The following is a 17,682-nucleotide window of genomic DNA, read 5'->3' as shown; positions in this document are numbered from 1 at the left end:
CCTCCTAATTTATTTTCTAAGAAGATTATCACATAGATGCCCTGTGATTGTTATGTGTATTTTATTTTACGCTTACCCATATATGACCCAATTAGCTAGTGTTTGACGTGGAATAAAGACGCCAAATCGTTCGAATTGCTTCTCTTGGCGATACAACGGCATTCCTTCCACGTATTTTTGCGACATCGTATAGGCCATGGCGGAAGGAGAGGCTAAACTCCCCGGAAACACAGGCGCCGGCATTTTAGCTGTTTGAATAGGCGTTTGTATCTCATGTTGTTCACAATGGCGACAGCTATAGACGTACTGGACATGTTCCACCACTTTCACCTGCGCAGGAATAACCTTTAATTCTTTACGCACTTGCGTGCTCATTTCATGCAGTTCACCAGCGCAACACGAACACACCTGTTCCTCAGCAGGTAAACGGTATTCTACCGTTTCCGTAGGCAGGTTGTCTAATTGCTCCTTGCGTTGCCCTTTTTGCTTCTTGCGTTTATATGTAATCGCCTCCACCGTAGGCTCTTCATGGTTGGAATCCGAAGTGTCCTCTACCTCGTTAAAAAGAGACAGTTGGTCAGAATTGGTCTTCTCGCTAGAAGAGCCGAATTTTTGTTGTTGAAGCAATCTAAATTGTTCTTCATACCATTTTAATTTTGCTTCTAACTCTTCTTTTTCCAACTCTAGCTTTTCGTTGAGCTCTTGATAATATTCCATTGTTTTCTTGTTTGTTTGCGCTGTTTTATCCATAAAATTAGTATACGAAAAAGAACCCGACTTGCCTAGTCGAATTCCCGTATTTCTATATTTCAATTTTTTATAGAATCGTGCGCGCTAGTACTTCTCTGTGTGCTTGGTGCTGGTTCATCGACATACCATCCAACAACCAGCGAAATTGACGTGGGCTAATAGATATAGGCGTTGTGTCTTTATCGGATGGCCATTGAAATGTTCCTTTTTCAAGCCGACGATAATACAGCCAAAATCCGTTGACTTCCCATTGCAGTATTTTTAACTTATCACGCTTTCGGTTACAAAATACAAACAGGCAAGGAGAAAAAGGGTCTAAATCGAAGCATTCTATCACAATGGCAGCAAGTCCATCAATCGATTTACGCATATCTGTGCTACCGCAAGCTAAATACACTTTTTCAAATGGCATATTCATGAACGTGATTACTTCCCTAAAACATGAATAATATCCGAGAGTAAGTTCATATCCGTTCCTGATCGCACTTCAATGGAGGTGGAACCAACGTGAATAAAGATTGGTTCTTTCTCGTGAGGTGGTACAAGTGGAGAATCACCCATTTGAACGGTTAGCCATTGTGTTTCCCTGGATGCGCTTTTCTTGATGGAAGTTTTGCCGTGCTCACGAAATTGTTGCACCCAATAATACATCTGATGCGTTTTAATTTCTTTCCCTCGGCACCATTCAGATATACTTTGTCCGCTTTTTTTCCAGGCATCATACCGCGCTTTCCATTCTATTCGCTTGTCTTTTAGGGTCATCGCATAACCTCCTAATTTATTTTCTAAGAAGATTATCACATAGATGCCCTGTGATTGTTATGTGTATTTTATTTTACGCTTACTCAACTACCATCGTCTACGCTATACAAATGCAGCTGTAGAAGGGCGGAATAACCGACTTCAAGCACTTCAACGGAGACTTTATTTTACACGTAATCAAGCTATATATAAAGAGCGCATTATTGTGGAGTGCAACCGTAAACTAGCATAGTTGCACTCGGGTTGTCAATCAAGGGTTTTGATGAAAGCCAAAAAACTTAATTAATATTTATACCGATTATTTTATTCTAAAATCTCACATTTTATTATTCTGCAGTTTTCAGTATCTGTAATAAATAGGTGATTTTTGTCTTTTTCTATCCACCTTGGATAACTTAAATCTTCTATAGTCCTCATATTTGAATATCTAATAGCAACACTATTTCCATACCATTTGTTTTTGATTTGGTTTACAACTAAAATTCTATGGTTTCCTGTATCAGCTATTAAAAATCCATTTGTTTTATACGGTAAAACAAACCTCGGTCTATTTAGAATAAGTTTTTCCTCGTTTAAATATGACAATATACTTAAAACCTTAGGATTGCTATCTTTTTCAATAATCAATATCCTTGAATTCCCTGAGTCAGAAATAACTATTTTATTATCATAATATCGTGCATTATGAGGATCATTTAGTTTATCCCATTTGTTTATGAGGTTACCTTGTCTATTAATTTCTATTACCTCGTTCGAACCTGTACTCGTTATTAAAAAATTTTTATTTATTATATTAAAATCTATGTCATGAGGATCTTTAATATTATAATCAATTGTCGAAGTGAAAACTTTTTTAATTTCCAATGACTTATCATCTATAACAAGTATCCTGTTATTTAATCCATCAGCAATCACTAGTTCTGAGAATTCTTTAATATATTTAATACACCTAGGCCAGTGTAAATCTAAATGAGATGTGTTAATTATGATGTCTAAATCCCTATTACTGGTATCAAAAACCCTTATTTCATTCTTATGGGTATTAGCTACTAATATCTTTTTGTTGCTTACTTTTTGTACTGACCGTGGATATGTAAGAGAAAACCTTTCTACTATGGGTTCTCCATATTGCTTTAATATTTCCTTATTTTTTGATACGACGATTATTCTATCATTTTTCGAGTCTGCTATTGCATAATTTTCATTTAATAAAGGTTTTACACATATAGGATACCATAGCCTTTCTAAATACGACCCTAAGTCTCCCTCCTTCCCATAACTCCAAACAATCTCTTCCTTCTCATTAACTTGTATCACTCGTGAATTTAATGTATCAGAAATAAAAATAGTGCCTGTACTTTCATCAAACAAAGCAAACATTGGTACGTTTAAATAGTAACCACTCCCTGGTCTATTTTTAGTACCGAAAGACCACAGAATTTCCCCCAACGGGCTTATAATAAGAACTATTTGTTTCTTAGGCAATGTCAGAAGAAGATTTTCTTCTATAAACTGTAGATTAGAAGGTTCAGTCTGAGGATTAAAATTATAATCATGTACCTGATTCTTTCTATAAATTTTTATCCCATTTTCCCATTCTACTTTTATAACATCAGTTCCATACCTAAGAGCATCCCCATTGTCATTTAAAATGATTGGTTTTCCCTGTAATCTTGGTTTACCAATATCCATATTATTCTTTTGCTCGTAAACATTATTATTAATTATCTTGTATTGATTATCCTTATCCATTATCTCAGATATGTTGCACTTATTATCGTCTAATTCAAAGTAAAATGGTTCAGTAAAGTAACTCTCACCTCTTTCTTTATACTCTCCTACGTATTCAGGTCCGTAATCATTAATAAATTTTAATAGCATTTTAAATTTTCTCTCCCAAGCTTAAATATGAACGGATAATCTTAAATGCATGTTGAACGTTTTGTTCAAATTTCCCCTCAGCATTTAAATAATGATATGACCACTTACTATTCTTTTCTGCTATTTTATAGTTTTTTTGTAATCTTTTTAACTCATTAAGTGACTCTAATTTATGTTGTTCTGGGTAACTTCTTTTTTTTATTCTATTCTCTGCATTTTCTGGTTTAATATCTAAATAAAAGCTTATCAAAGGTTTTGGTAAAGCTTCAAATAAGGGGGAAACCACCTCAGGATTAGCATTATACTGTAAAGATTGTGTATACACATCTATAATATAACGGTCACAAAAATATAACGTGTTCTCTTCTATCGTACTGTTATACCACCAATTCAACCAATCCATTGTTAACGATGATAGGTATAAATCAGAGTTTAGATTGGGATAATACGCATGCTCATCATTATACTTATTAAAGCAGTATTTCTTAATTATTTCATTATTGTCGTAGTTTGGCCTCATATATCTAGACTTAATACCTATCTCATTAAAGTATTTCGCCAATCTTTTACTCATAGACGTTTTTCCACTTCCATCTATTCCTGAAAATGAAACTATCATATATCCATACCCCTTATAATATTCCTAACTATCTCGTGCACTTCTTTCGAATCGTTTCTATTACTATATGAATATTTAGGTTCAGACTGTCCTAAGTTTTTTTTAAAAGGATTAATAATTATTGTATCATCATTTTCTAAAGCGAATTTCTTTTCACTTTCCCCGATTAATTCCTCGTGCTTTTTTTCTCCAGATCTTCGACCAATTTTGTGTATAATTATCGAATTCTTATCAATCCCCCACATATCACTGGCTTCGTTAATAACAATTTGACATAAATCATTTAACTTAATCTCAGGTGATTTAGGTATAAATATTTCTCCTCCTTTCGCCTCCTTACAAGCATTTAACACAAGTTGTACCGCCTTGTCCTTAAGCATTACATATCTCGTCATATTTGGACAAGTTATTGTAACTGGACTTTTCTTTTTTATTTGATTTAACCAAACCTCTACAACCGACCCCCTTGACTCTATAATATTAGTAAACCTAACTGTTGCAAATATTGGGGAAGAAGTTGCCAACGCTTTTGATAAAATAAGCCTTTCTCCTAGCATCTTAGTAGCCCCCATAACATTAATAGGATTTACAGCTTTATCACTACTAGCATGTATAACTTTTTTCACGTTAAGTTCAAAAGCACATTCTATTATATTTTGTAATCCAATTAAATTTGTTTTTATAGCCTCAAAAGGATTATTTTCACAATATTCCACATGTTTTAAAGCAGCAAAATTAAATACATAATCAACTTCCCGCATTACAGAGCGAAGACTCTCCTTGTCTCTTATATCCCCGATTACGTTTTTTAATCCATCATATGTAATGCTTTGTTGAATTTTAAAATGATGATATTCATTTCTTCCGAAAAGAAGAATACATTTAGGTCTTTCTTTTATTATTTTTTTAACTATTTCATATCCAACGGTTCCTGTTGCTCCAATAACTAAAATCACTTTATTTTTAAACATCTTTCAACCCCCATCAGTTATTCAGTCTATTTTAAGTCATAAGGATATGACTTAATACCTATTTCATCAAATATTATATAGTTAGGAGTCTTCGATACATACTCAACAAGTAAGGCTATATCCCGTGGACTTATTAATTTTTCTTTAATATGAGGATCAACTTGCCTAGACATTTCTGAATCGACACTTCCTGGAGAAATTAAAATAAAACGAAATCCAGTTTTATGAAATTCCTTTTGTAATGATTTAACAAAACCTCGGAGTCCTGATTTGGCAGCACTATAAGCAGGTGCATTTTCTGCTCCCCCTCGTCCCCATCTAGAACCAAATATTATAAATAGAGTATTTCCTGATTTTCTTACTGATTTAAGGAAACTAGAAACTAAATTAAATGTACTACTTAAGTTAGTTGCAAGAATCTTATCCCAATCCTTCCTACTATGATCATCCATATTACCCATTTTAAGGACTCCAGCAGAATGTATAATAAGACTAACAGTCTTTTCTTCAAACAAATTATGAGTAAATATACTTTCGAAACTGTTTTCATTAGTGATATCTGATATAAAAATGTAGCAATACTCACAACCAAGAAACTTTCTTATACTATCTGCTTTTTCGCTATCTCTAGTTATTCCTACTATAAAATATCCTTCTTTCTTCAATTTAATTGCAATTTCTTTCCCGATATCTCCTGTAATTCCTGTAATTAGAGCAATCTTTTTCTTTTTTTTCATAATATTAACACCTTTTTACCTGTTATTTGATCAATGGTATAGAAGTTACATTGTTCTCAAGATAATTTAAAATCTTCTCATGTCCACTATGCCAAAAAGAATCACTTACATTCTCTGATATATCTATCCACCTATAATGAATGTGCTCATGGCTCAATGATATCTTTGAATTTTCTTTAACTTTATTAGTTTCAACCACTACATTTAATTGGTAGTGAGTTATATCATCATATGTATCTGGCCCCTTAAAGGTTAGTCCATTTATTCCTCTAGGAGTAATATTTAATCCAGTTTCCTCTTTAACTTCTTTTATGGAGGTAGAATATATATCTTCCCTTACATCAACAAAACCGCATGGGAAACACCACTTGAAATCATCACTTCTTTGTAGAATAAGATAGTTACCATCTTCGCTTACAATAGGCACTACAACTCCAATCTTAGGAGTTATAATACCGGAATCTTTAAGAAAATTTGTCATTAATATTTTTTTGTCGACATTTAACGTTGATGAAATAACCTCAGCTGTTAAATCAAGTAATTTTTTATACCTTAAATCGTCATAAGGATCTCTTGCATAATAAACCCCCTCTGTAGCAATCGCCCTTACTTTTTCTGTAAATTCTAGTATGTTCATTACTTTTTACGCCTCCTTCAGAAACATATCCAACAAATATTTTTCACTTATACTATTAATCTGATTATATAAATCCCATTGCCCTATAGCTATTAATCTATTATTTTCCTTTCTCGATGAATATTTTTCTTTGTCCCAAGCAAAGTAGTAATCCTCCACATAATCAATTACAAAACGCATACATAACTCTAAAGTAATCTGTTTAAATCCTGCCAAAGTACTTTTAACAAAATCAACCTTTCCCATTTTCTCTTTCATACAATTATAATACCCATTAATCACCTTTTTAATGTTATCAACTGAAATACTGGGTCTAATCTGCTCTTCATCACATGATATCGATCTTAACAAATCACCAATATCGATAAATATGGAACCGTTCATAAAAGTATCAAGATCAATAAATGTAAATGGTATTCCGTTTTTATCGTATATAATATTTTGAAATCTACAATCTCCATGTATTAATTGAACATTTTTAGTAGAAATTATTTCTATCTCTTTGATCGTTAAAATGTCTTCTGCTATGGAATATAGCTTTTTATCTAAAATAAATTTTTTAAGTCTTTCTATCTTTTTTAAATAATATGAAAAATTATGGAAATTCGAAATTGGAGATTTAGGTATAAAATTAATTTTATACAAATCACTATGAAACTTACTTAACAGTGATCCCATCATATATAAATCTATTTTATTGATATCTTTAATGTTTTCACCTAATATATAATTATATAACCTCCAGATTGTCCCATCCTTTGTCTGATGATATAACGTCCCTGACCTTGTTCGTATAATATTTGGCATTTCCCATCCCAATTTACTCATTCTTTCTGTAATATGTTCAATATTATAAAACACATTTTCCTTTAATATTGAATTTACCTTTTGCAATATATAATAAATTCCCGAATCCTGTACTATAAATGTTTTATTAAATAAACCTTCTTCACTTTTCGGAATTTGCGAAGCAATCAAATTATTTATATTTATAAAATAATTTGATAATATTTGAGATAGAGATTCCATTTACCACTTCCCCCCTATATATGAATATTACTAGGATAAATACGTATTCTTTTTTAATGGTACAATAACATTTACGTATTTTCAAATAATTCTACCTAATGTACAATAAAATTAAAAATCAATTTGTTATGTATTTGTATCTTTTTATTTTTTTTAAAAGGAATGATTATATTGAGAGTGCTACTTCAAAATAAGTACCTAATGTATATTTGGTTTGCACAAACAGCCTCAGGACTAGGTAATACATTTTCTGTTTTTATTCTGTCATGGTTATTATATGACTTAACTGAATCTACTATTTCCATGTCTACACTATGGTTTGTCTACATGACTTTTACCACTTTAAGTATTTTGATTTCGGGTCCCTACTTAGACAAAGTTGATAAAAAGAAAATTATGATATTTTCAGAATGGGTAAGATCCATTGCTTTTCTAACTATTTTTTTTCTAGTTTTATTTGGTAATTTATCCTCGGAAAGTATTTATTTTGTCACATCTATAGTCGGAATCGTAGAACCCTTATTCCGTCCTGCAAGTAATATATATATCAAACAAGTTGTTCCTGAAAAAAATTTATTGCAGGCAAATTCACTCCTAGAATCTACTTTGCAAACTATGATGCTCATAGGTCCAACCCTAGGGGGATTACTCATAGGTTTAACAAATCCAATCTTTCTAATATCATTATTAATTTTCACTTTATTTATATCCGGTTTTATACTCTTATTTTTGCCAAATTATATAAAAGATACTTCTACTAATACTCAAAATTCATCAACCTGGTTAAATGATTTCAAAAAAGGAGTTAATTATTACAAAAATAATAAATTATTTTTGTGGATAAGCCTATTAGTGGTAATAGTTAATTTTAGTGCTGGTTCTATACAACCGTTGCTACTCCCATATGTATTGGACTATTTGGATGGTTCCTCTTTTCACTATGGATTGTTCAGTTCCTCAGTTGCTTGCGGAATGTTATTAGGTTCGATTTTATTAACCACCAAAAGGGAGTTTAAAAATTTAAAACAAATAATGTTAGGATCAATTTTATTGGCAGGACTTTCAATATGTTTACTAAGTACTACAACTCACTACTTAATAGGATTATTCGGTATGATAATGTTTGGATTCTTCACCTCTATTTTTAACATCAATAACACAACATTATTTCAAAAAAGAGTCCCGAAACTACTATTAGGTAGAGTACTTAGCATACGTAGTTTATTCGCAAGACTAGGGATCCCCTTTGGTACTATTTTGGGAGGTATTCTTGCCGAAACTATCGGTTTCAACTATCTATTTTATATATTAGGTTTGCTTATAATTATCCCTTGTGTAATAGCCTGGTTTTTACCTAGCCTTCAACAATTAAATACGGGAAATAACCATAACTCAAAAAAGGTAAATATAAAAAGCATTAAATAATTCGTATAAACGCTATTTGCTCCCTTCCATCCCAAAATTAAAAAGATTCTGTTTGAGCAAAAGCACTGTCCGTATACACCTTTAAAAGGGATCTAATTAAAATTTATTTCATGATTAACTAAATAAAATAAAAATTCATAACTACTAAATTTACTTGACTATTCGGTTTTTTTATTTTATTGTTTCAATTATAGGGAGAGGGTCTATTTACATTTAGTTTATTTACCTTTTTACTAGAAAGGAGGGTGATTTTAATGAAAGGAAATATCTTTTCCGCACCTATTCGTTGGAGATAGTTTAAGTATTTAATATAAATTTTATTTCTACAGACCCTCTCCTTTAACATTTAGATCGGAGGACTACGCATTGTTAAATAAAGATTTTATAAGATTTCTATTAATAGGAGAAAAAATAAGTCAAAAACCATTTCATTTATCACAAAAAGACTTCATACCACTTATAAAAACAAAACTATTCGGATTTGTATCAGAGTTTGTAAATACACAAGAGGTGACCTTTGATGACAAACTAATTAATCTATTTGAAGATTCTATTATGATTAATAAAATTAGAAATATAAATTTAATTAATACTTCTATAGACCTCGATAACACACTAGAAACAAACAACATAAATCGTTTATGGATTAAGGGTATATCGGATTTATATAACACTCCTGATTATATAAATTTAAGAAAGCTTTCTGACGTTGATATTTTGGTTGAAAAAAATCAATGTTCCTTTGTTAGGGAAATTCTATTACAAAATGGTTTTCAGCATGGAGCATACTCTAATCAAGGTGAGTGGGTTACAGCAAAAGAAGAAGAAATATTAGAAATGGAAAAAAAACACTATGAGTTATTCCCTTTATCAAAAATGGTTCATATACCTAACCTTGACGCATTTAATTTTAATAAAAACCTACTAACCACTTTTAGAATTCGTTCAAAGGACAATATTTTTTTTACAGATTATTGTATAGATGTTCATCATGGTTTAACATTTGATTTAGATACAAGTTGGATGTTAGGAAAAGGGCGTTTTCCTCGGATGGAAAGAATTGATGAAATATGGTACTTTATTAATAAGGTTTACCATGAAATAATTATAGGTGAGTCTATTAACCTTCAGCTTTTCCTTATCACCCTAAAAATTATACGGGAGTCAGGTATTGAAAAAAGGGATATTATAAACAGACTTTATAAAACTGGTTATACGAATACTACCCCCATTGAACTTATTTACTCTATCGCATATAAAGAAATTACTTCTGAAGAAATAGACACTATTGTAGAAAAGATTGAAAGTAAAATTTAAAGATATTAAATAATTGTTACTAACACATTAATAACAGATACTATTTCTAGGGGTGTGACTTGTGAAAAAAGAACAGATTAATACAATTATTTTTGATTTTGATGGAACATTAGCCGATACTTTAAATCTCTGCTACCATTCTTTACAGAAAGTTTTTTATGTTTTTGATAACAAGAATTTTTCCGTTAAACAAATTAAAAAAATGTTTGGTCCTACAGAACCAAACATAATTAAGTCTAATCTTATAAATAGTAAAAAAAAAAAGCTATAGAATTATATTTAAGTACTTATGAAGAAAAACATAAAGATTTTGTTAAACCGAATCTTGAAATTAATAATATGTTACGTTATCTTAAAAAAAATGGTTTTAACTTGGGTATTGTAACTGGAAAATCTGAAACAAGTTTACATATTTCTCTAAAATATCTTCAAATGAATAATATATTTGACTATATAATAACTGGAGATGATGTGATTAAACCCAAACCTGATCCTGAAGGAATAAATAAAGTGTTATCCTTTTTTAATATCAAAAATGATGATGCGATATTTATAGGTGATAGCGATGCTGATATCCTAGCTGGGAAAAAGGCAAATATCTATACTGTGGGTGTCCAATGGTTACCTACTTACCAAACATCTATTTTCAATATTCAACCTAATAAAATCTATACAAACATAAATGAATTCATTAGTTCCTTTCATTAAAGACCTTTTTAGTAATAAATCCAAAATTTCTTATAAATTATATTTTAAATGTTAACACCTTTTTAGAAGTTATTATAAATGAAATAACTAATCAAGAGTAATTTTTAAAATGTTCTGATCACCGTTCTTCTACGATTAGAACTTTTTTTAGTTGGTATGTGGTAATTAATCCTCGATACTAGAAAATATAGGAGTTAGATGTTGTTGCGTATTGCGGACAGTTTGGGTCAGTAATAGCGGAAGGAAGATACACCTCCAATGTTTTACCATAATTAGCGCAATTACTACTATCCGCCACCATTGAATTAACTTGTCATATTGAGGGAACAATCGGTCTTTTATAAATAAATAAATGCCAAATAGGCACACCCGCTCAAGGATGATAAAACGGACAATCCTATTCTAAGCATTCGCTGGCGGAGCCCCTCTTCCAGCAAATGTAAAGAAACGAGCGTTACAGTCAATAGCAAACAGCCACAATGTGGCTCAGTCTTTATACTTTAAAGAATGATTTCACTATTAGTGGCTCTCTTTTCCGCATTCGGTGGCTCCAAACTACTTATTAGTGGTTCAATTCATCGGCAGGACAGTTAGTGTCATATATTGTTTGGATAGGTTACACTTGACTAGACAAAAAATTAAGGTGAAGTAGACTAAACAGAACATATAATGATTCATATTATAAAAGTAAGTTTGTTCAACAAAGTGCCTTTATGCGGAGAAGCGGGCATGATACCCTGTTTCAAGAGCCAAGTGTTTTAATAACAATGCTTTGAGGGCATCTGTAAATTTATGACTTGGACGTTCACTCGTTCTGCTGGTAACCATACAGAACAATAGGAGGTCCTTTGTTTCCTGTACGATAAAGCCACATGTAGGATGGTTGATGTGGCGGGACGTTCCAAGCTACAGCGTCGTTTCACATGCATGGAGGCTATCTTAGTCTAAAAGATGCGCGTGCAAATGGTCATAAATAAGGGAGAGACAAGTATTAGCTTCATAAGTAATTCCGTTGACAAACATTTGCGGAATAGAAATGCCAAAGCGTTTCAAATGCCTCTCCTGACGATATAGAGGCAAAACTCCTCTCCGCATACTTTTGGTGCATGATATAAGCGATGGTCGAAGGAGATGCCAGACTTCCTGGAAATACAGACTCTGGCACTTGCTTCAAGGTTATTTGCTTGATTTTCGACCAAGCGTAATCCATAAATAAATAGCCACAGCAACAAGTACAATTAATGCAATAATATTTATTATTGTTGAAATAGAGTCATTGTCTACGAAAATATTTATAAGAAATGAACCTGCAACTATCACTAAAACAATGAAATATAAATTTTTATTCATGATATCCCTCTCCATTAAAACGTAAGCGTAAAACAGCCCACACCTATTATGTAGATGTGGGCCTATGTTAAGATTTACTTAGATTTCGTAGGAACGCGACACTCTTGAGGCAGCGTGGTTGACCACGGTAAGAGTTGGGCTAGTTGTTCCCTATCTGTTGTATCTATATTGGGAAGTCGTTCAAATAAGTAGCTAAGATAATGGAATGGATTTAATCCGTTTTCCTTGGCTGTTTCCACTATGCTATAAACAATGGCACTGGATGTAGCTCCTTTGGCGGTATTACTAAACAGCCAAGCTTTTCTTCCGATCACAAAAGGCTTGATCGACCGCTCTGCGCAGTTGTTGTCTATCTCCAATCTTCCATCCTTTAAAAATCCTTCTAAGCGATCCCATTGTTTACGGCAATAGGTAACAGCTTTGCCTAGTTTACTCTTCGGAAGAACACGCGGTGTTTGCTGTTTTAGCCATGCTGAAAAAGCATCCAGCACGGGCTGACTGCGCTCCAAACGTTGTTCATAACGTTCCTTTGGGCTAACGCTCTTTAGGTCGCGTTCGATATCGAATAATTGATTACAAAAGTCTAAGCCTTCTTTCGCTTTTACCGCTGTAGTGGTCGAAGATTCGGGAAGCGATTGTAATGCTTCTGTGAATTTACGACGTGCATGCGCCCAGCAACCAATCAGTACGACATTCTTTATTCCATTATAACCAGGGTAACCGTCTACTGTTAAGTAGCCCTGATATCCCTGTAGGAATCGTCGTGGATGTTTGGATGCTCTTGTTTGCTGGTACTCATACAAAATGATTGGCACATCCGTATGGCCAGAGCGATACAGCCACATATACGAATTGGAAGTAGCTTTTCTACCTGGTTCAGATAAAACTTGTACAACTGTTTCATCTGCATGTATGGTATCCAATTCTAATAGGGCGGTATGCATCTCTTTGTAAATGAGAGTAAGCCAAGTGGTCGCACCATATATGACCCAATTAGCTAGTGTTTGACGTGGAATAAAGACGCCAAATCGTTCGAATTGCTTCTCTTGGCGATACAACGGCATTCCTTCCACGTATTTTTGCGACATCGTATAGGCCATGGCGGAAGGAGAGGCTAAACTCCCCGGAAACACAGGCGCCGGCATTTTAGCTGTTTGAATAGGCGTTTGTATCTCATGTTGTTCACAATGGCGACAGCTATAGACGTACTGGACATGTTCCACCACTTTCACCTGCGCAGGAATAACCTTTAATTCTTTACGCACTTGCGTGCTCATTTCATGCAGTTCACCAGCGCAACACGAACACACCTGTTCCTCAGCAGGTAAACGGTATTCTACCGTTTCCGTAGGCAGGTTGTCTAATTGCTCCTTGCGTTGCCCTTTTTGCTTCTTGCGTTTATATGTAATCGCCTCCACCGTAGGCTCTTCATGGTTGGAATCCGAAGTGTCCTCTACCTCGTTAAAAAGAGACAGTTGGTCAGAATTGGTCTTCTCGCTAGAAGAGCCGAATTTTTGTTGTTGAAGCAATCTAAATTGTTCTTCATACCATTTTAATTTTGCTTCTAACTCTTCTTTTTCCAACTCTAGCTTTTCGTTGAGCTCTTGATAATATTCCATTGTTTTCTTGTTTGTTTGCGCTGTTTTATCCATAAAATTAGTATACGAAAAAGAACCCGACTTGCCTAGTCGAATTCCCGTATTTCTATATTTCAATTTTTTATAGAATCGTGCGCGCTAGTACTTCTCTGTGTGCTTGGTGCTGGTTCATCGACATACCATCCAACAACCAGCGAAATTGACGTGGGCTAATAGATATAGGCGTTGTGTCTTTATCGGATGGCCATTGAAATGTTCCTTTTTCAAGCCGACGATAATACAGCCAAAATCCGTTGACTTCCCATTGCAGTATTTTTAACTTATCACGCTTTCGGTTACAAAATACAAACAGGCAAGGAGAAAAAGGGTCTAAATCGAAGCATTCTATCACAATGGCAGCAAGTCCATCAATCGATTTACGCATATCTGTGCTACCGCAAGCTAAATACACTTTTTCAAATGGCATATTCATGAACGTGATTACTTCCCTAAAACATGAATAATATCCGAGAGTAAGTTCATATCCGTTCCTGATCGCACTTCAATGGAGGTGGAACCAACGTGAATAAAGATTGGTTCTTTCTCGTGAGGTGGTACAAGTGGAGAATCACCCATTTGAACGGTTAGCCATTGTGTTTCCCTGGATGCGCTTTTCTTGATGGAAGTTTTGCCGTGCTCACGAAATTGTTGCACCCAATAATACATCTGATGCGTTTTAATTTCTTTCCCTCGGCACCATTCAGATATACTTTGTCCGCTTTTTTTCCAGGCATCATACCGCGCTTTCCATTCTATTCGCTTGTCTTTTAGGGTCATCGCATAACCTCCTAATTTATTTTCTAAGAAGATTATCACATAGATGCCCTGTGATTGTTATGTGTATTTTATTTTACGCTTACATTAAAACGTATAACATCGCCGAAACGACAATTATTTTTTATGGGTGCCTTTCTCTATAAGCCATATTAATAAGCCTCCCTGTAATTAGTATGATGGCTAAACTTAAAAATATTTGAAGAAGACTATCGTCAGGCAACAGATTAAATAACAAAACGTCAACTATTAAATATAAACCATTCTTCATCCCTTCTCACTTCTGAACCTCTTACATGCAGTGATTTTTTCATGTTCCACTAATCTACTTATTCAAATCAAAATTATATTTGATATCCACGCTGCCATCTATATTTACTGTTATATAATCAATGATTACTTTTAAAGCATGGTATAAATCCTGATCCTTTTTTTCGATCGTTTTAAAAGCTTGTTGGATGTTTTTCACAGATACTTCCTGTACTTCTTCATTTTTATACAAGAACAGTTTATCCTGGGCTTCTTTTATCTGTTGTTCAAATTCTTTTCTTCTAACTTGAAATTCTACTTTATCAATCAATTTATCAAGGTAAAGATCAACAAGGCCTTCGTTTTTTTCTTGATATTTGGCAATACTATTTTCCAATTGCTTCACTTGCTGCTTAGAGTGATTATTTAAAGTATTGTTAAAATCAAGCGAAACTTTTTGTCCAGTTTCTAATAGGCGCTCAACTATAAAACGGCGAAATTCTTCATAGCGAATAGGTACATGATTGTCGCATCCACTCTTCCCACTTCTCCTATAAGCACTACATTTTAAATATCGCCAATGGGTTTTCGTTCCATCTAGTTTTTGGTTCCAAGATTGAATAATCACTATATTAGATCCACATTTCCCACATTTGAGAAGACCACGAAATTCATTCCATGGCGTGATTTTCGTTTTAATGTTGACCTTCTTTTTATTATTTGCTAGTTTCCAATCTTCTTTACTAACAATTGCAGGGTGATGATCTTCAAAAACAATCCATTTTTCTTCTGGGTTGCGTATCTGTTTTTTACGGCCATCTACTTTAATTGTGGTATATTGATTGAGTATGAAAGTTCCACAAAACGTTGGATTTTTAATAATTCGTTGAATAGACGTAATCTGCCATGCTTTTCCACTTCTCGGCGGAAGAATCTCCCCTTGTTGAACACCCTTGTTCAACAAGTGTGTGATTTTTTTAAAGCCAAATCCTTCTTCGTTATACCATTTATAGATTTGCCGAATGACATTTGCCTCATCTTCTTTAATAACTAACTTCTGATCAATACGGTCATAACCGTATGGGATTTTCCCTATATGCTCCCCTCTCCGTACTTTAGCTGCAAGAGCAGAGCTAATGGAAACAGATAAAGACTTTGGATATTGTGCAGCAAACATCGAAAACATTTCAAATTTCATGTCGTTTTTTCCTTCTACATAGCTATCATAGCCTTCTTCGATGGTTACTACTCTTACACCATGACCAAGCAACACTTCTTTAATTTCCAAAGCATCCTTTAAATCACGAGCTAATCTATGTATAGATTTAAAAAGAACCATCTTTATTTCACGATTTCTAGCTTTTTGGAGAATTAATTGCATGGCCGTTCTTTCCAGAAATAGTGTCCCTGATTTATCTTCATCAACTAATACAGCGTTCTCATTAAATTCATAATGGTTCTGTTCCAGCCAGTATCGACATATATCAATTTGGTTGGGAACAGATTCTTTTTGGCTATCCTTATCACTGGAAACACGAGTGTAAATTAAATATTTGTAGTCATTATATTTAGTTATTTCTACATCGGACTGTTTAAACATAATGCCCCTCCCCAATACCAAAATATGCGTACTTCCATTATAACATTACGGGAAGAGTTATGATTGCAGTTGCGGAAACAGGTTTATTATTTCACAAAACTTCTCTACTTCTCTGAATTTCTAACTTTTTTCCACTCCATACCAATTTCAATAATTGCAATCAATAAGACTATCCATATAACAGCATTACTAAAAGATAAACCACTAGTTGATTGACCCCACTGTCTGGTTCTCGGTATTTCTTAAATATAACACTGCATAAAATAAGTCCTATGAATAGAATTGAAACAACAGTTTTGGGAATAGCTTCTTCGAGTAAAAATTCAAAAAATAGTCGTAAGTGAACAAAAGTGTAAAAGCCAGCCAAAAAAAGACGTCTAATGGTTTTATAAATTTAATAATAATTACCTCCCTCTATATAATCCCCCCATAATTCTAGACACGAAATAAGGAGATGTTAGAGTAGATTTATAGGTCAATTATACCTTTTCTAAAGAAAAATATGCTTAATATCCAAAATATATTAATTAATGTTAACACTTATTTTGATTAGTAACTAGGAAGGATGTTTTAAGTGGTTTATATTCATTACAAATTGGGGTTAAAAAGTTCTAGACAACCACAATCAATTTACCAGGGAGCAATTAAAATTGGAGAAATCGAGAGAACCTATAAAAATTCCTTTATATATTGGCTTGATACTATCGCTCTTAAAGGAAATTGGTTTATATCATATGCAATTAGGGATACTGAGGGAAACACCGTTATTAATGCTAAGGATACGTCCACTTTATTGAGTAGGCAATTTAATATTCATTACCAAGATGCAGGTCTTATTAATCATCGTATTTCTTTAAAACACCAAAGAGAAATCAATCTATCATATACTATATACAATTTTACTTTTAAAGGAGAAACTTATTGCATTAAAAAAGAAAAATTTAAACCTGCTAATCTATTATGGAATGATATAGTAATAGCTGAATGGAACATAGCCATTTTTAACAGAACTGTAAAACTTCAAATATTTGAAAAGTTACTTGATGAGCCATTACTTGTTTTAGTATTATTTCATTCAGCATTTGGTAATCAAAGATAAGCAAGGCATTATAACAGGAAGGTGACTTTTGGCTTAATATGTAGAAAATCGCTTTTTGATAAATGGAGAAACTATTTTTTCTGTATTCTATTTAGGCTACAAACGAATGTTCCAATACTTATAAAGAGAATTTATGA

20 protein-coding genes and 1 pseudogene are annotated in these 17,682 nt (G+C 33.2%); 6 read left to right on the top strand and 15 right to left on the bottom strand.

The genetic code is table 11. The annotated features are described in order from the left end of the window. Positions 1–75: 75 nt before the first annotated feature. The 3 genes and pseudogenes from D9780_RS05840 to D9780_RS05830 all read right to left on the bottom strand — a co-directional run. Positions 76–750, bottom strand: a pseudogene (locus D9780_RS05840) (IS66 family transposase zinc-finger binding domain-containing protein); the annotation flags it as partial. A gap of 67 nt (positions 751–817) precedes the next feature. After that, entirely contained in the window at positions 818–1,168 is a 351-nt protein-coding gene (gene tnpB, locus D9780_RS05835) for an IS66 family insertion sequence element accessory protein TnpB (protein WP_162985804.1), read from the bottom strand. 8 nt (positions 1,169–1,176) lie between these two features. Further along, positions 1,177–1,512 (bottom strand): IS66 family insertion sequence element accessory protein TnpA, encoded by a 336-nt coding sequence (locus D9780_RS05830; protein WP_121639576.1) that lies wholly within the window; start codon positions 1,510–1,512, stop codon positions 1,177–1,179. A 43-nt stretch (positions 1,513–1,555) separates the two neighbouring features. On the opposite strand from D9780_RS05830, the gene D9780_RS21615 reads away from it, so the two are divergent. Further along, positions 1,556–1,744, top strand: a complete 189-nt coding sequence (locus D9780_RS21615) for a transposase (protein ID WP_121639587.1) — start codon at positions 1,556–1,558, stop codon at positions 1,742–1,744. Positions 1,745–1,815: 71 nt separating this feature from the next. Here D9780_RS21615 and D9780_RS05820 read toward each other — a convergent pair whose 3' ends face one another. The 6 genes from D9780_RS05820 to D9780_RS05795 are packed head-to-tail and all read right to left on the bottom strand — an operon-like array spanning position 1,816 to position 7,386. Continuing rightward, on the bottom strand, positions 1,816–3,393 hold the full coding sequence (locus D9780_RS05820) for an NHL repeat-containing protein (RefSeq protein ID WP_121639586.1): 1,578 nt from the start codon (positions 3,391–3,393) through the stop codon (positions 1,816–1,818). A gap of 1 nt (position 3,394) precedes the next feature. Next, complete coding sequence (locus D9780_RS05815; RefSeq protein ID WP_121639585.1) at positions 3,395–4,012, bottom strand: nucleoside/nucleotide kinase family protein; 618 nt, start codon at positions 4,010–4,012, stop codon at positions 3,395–3,397. Beyond that, the gene (locus D9780_RS05810) at positions 4,009–4,983 is read right to left on the bottom strand and encodes a polysaccharide biosynthesis protein (RefSeq protein ID WP_121639584.1); all 975 of its coding nucleotides are present in this window, start codon (positions 4,981–4,983) and stop codon (positions 4,009–4,011) included. The genes D9780_RS05815 and D9780_RS05810 overlap by 4 nt, the downstream gene beginning before the upstream one ends. A gap of 26 nt (positions 4,984–5,009) precedes the next feature. Then, positions 5,010–5,720, bottom strand: coding sequence for an SDR family oxidoreductase (locus tag D9780_RS05805; protein WP_121639583.1), 711 nt, complete (start codon positions 5,718–5,720; stop codon positions 5,010–5,012). 22 nt (positions 5,721–5,742) lie between these two features. Next, positions 5,743–6,357 (bottom strand): NUDIX hydrolase N-terminal domain-containing protein, encoded by a 615-nt coding sequence (locus D9780_RS05800; protein WP_121639582.1) that lies wholly within the window; start codon positions 6,355–6,357, stop codon positions 5,743–5,745. Between the two features lie 6 nt (positions 6,358–6,363). Beyond that, entirely contained in the window at positions 6,364–7,386 is a 1,023-nt protein-coding gene (locus D9780_RS05795) for a phosphotransferase enzyme family protein (protein ID WP_121639581.1), read from the bottom strand. A 177-nt stretch (positions 7,387–7,563) separates the two neighbouring features. On the opposite strand from D9780_RS05795, the gene D9780_RS05790 reads away from it, so the two are divergent. The 4 genes from D9780_RS05790 to D9780_RS05780 all read left to right on the top strand — a co-directional run bounded on the left by D9780_RS05790 (position 7,564) and on the right by D9780_RS05780 (position 10,836). Next, complete coding sequence (locus D9780_RS05790; RefSeq protein WP_240458821.1) at positions 7,564–8,811, top strand: MFS transporter; 1,248 nt, start codon at positions 7,564–7,566, stop codon at positions 8,809–8,811. Positions 8,812–9,177: 366 nt separating this feature from the next. After that, the gene (locus D9780_RS05785; RefSeq protein WP_121639579.1) at positions 9,178–10,128 is read left to right on the top strand and encodes a nucleotidyltransferase family protein; all 951 of its coding nucleotides are present in this window, start codon (positions 9,178–9,180) and stop codon (positions 10,126–10,128) included. Between the two features lie 61 nt (positions 10,129–10,189). After that, complete coding sequence (locus D9780_RS21610; RefSeq protein ID WP_371413708.1) at positions 10,190–10,399, top strand: HAD hydrolase-like protein; 210 nt, start codon at positions 10,190–10,192, stop codon at positions 10,397–10,399. Further along, positions 10,396–10,836 (top strand): HAD family hydrolase, encoded by a 441-nt coding sequence (locus D9780_RS05780; protein WP_371413733.1) that lies wholly within the window; start codon positions 10,396–10,398, stop codon positions 10,834–10,836. Before D9780_RS21610 ends, D9780_RS05780 begins: the two co-directional genes overlap by 4 nt. A gap of 939 nt (positions 10,837–11,775) precedes the next feature. Here the strand turns inward: D9780_RS05780 and D9780_RS21605 are convergent. The 6 genes from D9780_RS21605 to D9780_RS05760 all read right to left on the bottom strand — a co-directional run bounded on the left by D9780_RS21605 (position 11,776) and on the right by D9780_RS05760 (position 16,446). Next, positions 11,776–11,931, bottom strand: a complete 156-nt coding sequence (locus tag D9780_RS21605) for an IS66 family transposase (protein ID WP_371413707.1) — start codon at positions 11,929–11,931, stop codon at positions 11,776–11,778. An 81-nt stretch (positions 11,932–12,012) separates the two neighbouring features. After that, the gene (locus D9780_RS21040) at positions 12,013–12,186 is read right to left on the bottom strand and encodes a hypothetical protein (protein ID WP_162985805.1); all 174 of its coding nucleotides are present in this window, start codon (positions 12,184–12,186) and stop codon (positions 12,013–12,015) included. 74 nt (positions 12,187–12,260) lie between these two features. Further along, positions 12,261–13,838 (bottom strand): IS66 family transposase, encoded by a 1,578-nt coding sequence (locus D9780_RS05775; protein WP_121639575.1) that lies wholly within the window; start codon positions 13,836–13,838, stop codon positions 12,261–12,263. A 67-nt stretch (positions 13,839–13,905) separates the two neighbouring features. Next, complete coding sequence (gene tnpB, locus D9780_RS05770) at positions 13,906–14,256, bottom strand: IS66 family insertion sequence element accessory protein TnpB (RefSeq protein WP_162985804.1); 351 nt, start codon at positions 14,254–14,256, stop codon at positions 13,906–13,908. 8 nt (positions 14,257–14,264) lie between these two features. Continuing rightward, positions 14,265–14,600, bottom strand: a complete 336-nt coding sequence (locus D9780_RS05765) for an IS66 family insertion sequence element accessory protein TnpA (RefSeq protein ID WP_121639576.1) — start codon at positions 14,598–14,600, stop codon at positions 14,265–14,267. 322 nt (positions 14,601–14,922) lie between these two features. Beyond that, a complete protein-coding gene (locus tag D9780_RS05760; RefSeq protein ID WP_121639578.1) occupies positions 14,923–16,446 on the bottom strand; it encodes a recombinase family protein in 1,524 nt (507 codons plus the stop codon). Positions 16,447–17,020: 574 nt separating this feature from the next. Here D9780_RS05760 and D9780_RS05755 point away from each other — a divergent pair. Next, complete coding sequence (locus D9780_RS05755) at positions 17,021–17,545, top strand: tubby C-terminal domain-like protein (protein WP_121639577.1); 525 nt, start codon at positions 17,021–17,023, stop codon at positions 17,543–17,545. The last annotated feature ends 137 nt before the right edge of the window (positions 17,546–17,682 follow it).

Source organism: Virgibacillus sp. Bac330 (assembly GCF_003667845.1).
Classification (GTDB): domain Bacteria; phylum Bacillota; class Bacilli; order Bacillales; family Amphibacillaceae; genus Virgibacillus; species Virgibacillus chiguensis.
Note: the sequence above shows the minus strand (reverse complement) of the source record. Positions and strands in the feature narration are given on the sequence as shown.

Coding starts and splice junctions, on each gene's coding strand:
- D9780_RS21605 (WP_371413707.1), bottom strand. CDS start 11,931: ATGCGGAGAGGAGTTTTGCCTCTATATCGTCAGGAGAGGCATTTGAAA.
- D9780_RS05760 (WP_121639578.1), bottom strand. CDS start 16,446: ATGTTTAAACAGTCCGATGTAGAAATAACTAAATATAATGACTACAAA.
- D9780_RS05810 (WP_121639584.1), bottom strand. CDS start 4,983: ATGTTTAAAAATAAAGTGATTTTAGTTATTGGAGCAACAGGAACCGTT.
- D9780_RS05830 (WP_121639576.1), bottom strand. CDS start 1,512: ATGACCCTAAAAGACAAGCGAATAGAATGGAAAGCGCGGTATGATGCC.
- D9780_RS05815 (WP_121639585.1), bottom strand. CDS start 4,012: ATGATAGTTTCATTTTCAGGAATAGATGGAAGTGGAAAAACGTCTATG.
- D9780_RS05765 (WP_121639576.1), bottom strand. CDS start 14,600: ATGACCCTAAAAGACAAGCGAATAGAATGGAAAGCGCGGTATGATGCC.
- D9780_RS05805 (WP_121639583.1), bottom strand. CDS start 5,720: ATGAAAAAAAAGAAAAAGATTGCTCTAATTACAGGAATTACAGGAGAT.
- D9780_RS21615 (WP_121639587.1), top strand. CDS start 1,556: ATGCCCTGTGATTGTTATGTGTATTTTATTTTACGCTTACTCAACTAC.
- D9780_RS05775 (WP_121639575.1), bottom strand. CDS start 13,838: ATGGATAAAACAGCGCAAACAAACAAGAAAACAATGGAATATTATCAA.
- D9780_RS05820 (WP_121639586.1), bottom strand. CDS start 3,393: ATGCTATTAAAATTTATTAATGATTACGGACCTGAATACGTAGGAGAG.
- tnpB (WP_162985804.1), bottom strand. CDS start 1,168: ATGAATATGCCATTTGAAAAAGTGTATTTAGCTTGCGGTAGCACAGAT.
- D9780_RS05795 (WP_121639581.1), bottom strand. CDS start 7,386: ATGGAATCTCTATCTCAAATATTATCAAATTATTTTATAAATATAAAT.
- D9780_RS21040 (WP_162985805.1), bottom strand. CDS start 12,186: ATGAATAAAAATTTATATTTCATTGTTTTAGTGATAGTTGCAGGTTCA.
- tnpB (WP_162985804.1), bottom strand. CDS start 14,256: ATGAATATGCCATTTGAAAAAGTGTATTTAGCTTGCGGTAGCACAGAT.
- D9780_RS05800 (WP_121639582.1), bottom strand. CDS start 6,357: ATGAACATACTAGAATTTACAGAAAAAGTAAGGGCGATTGCTACAGAG.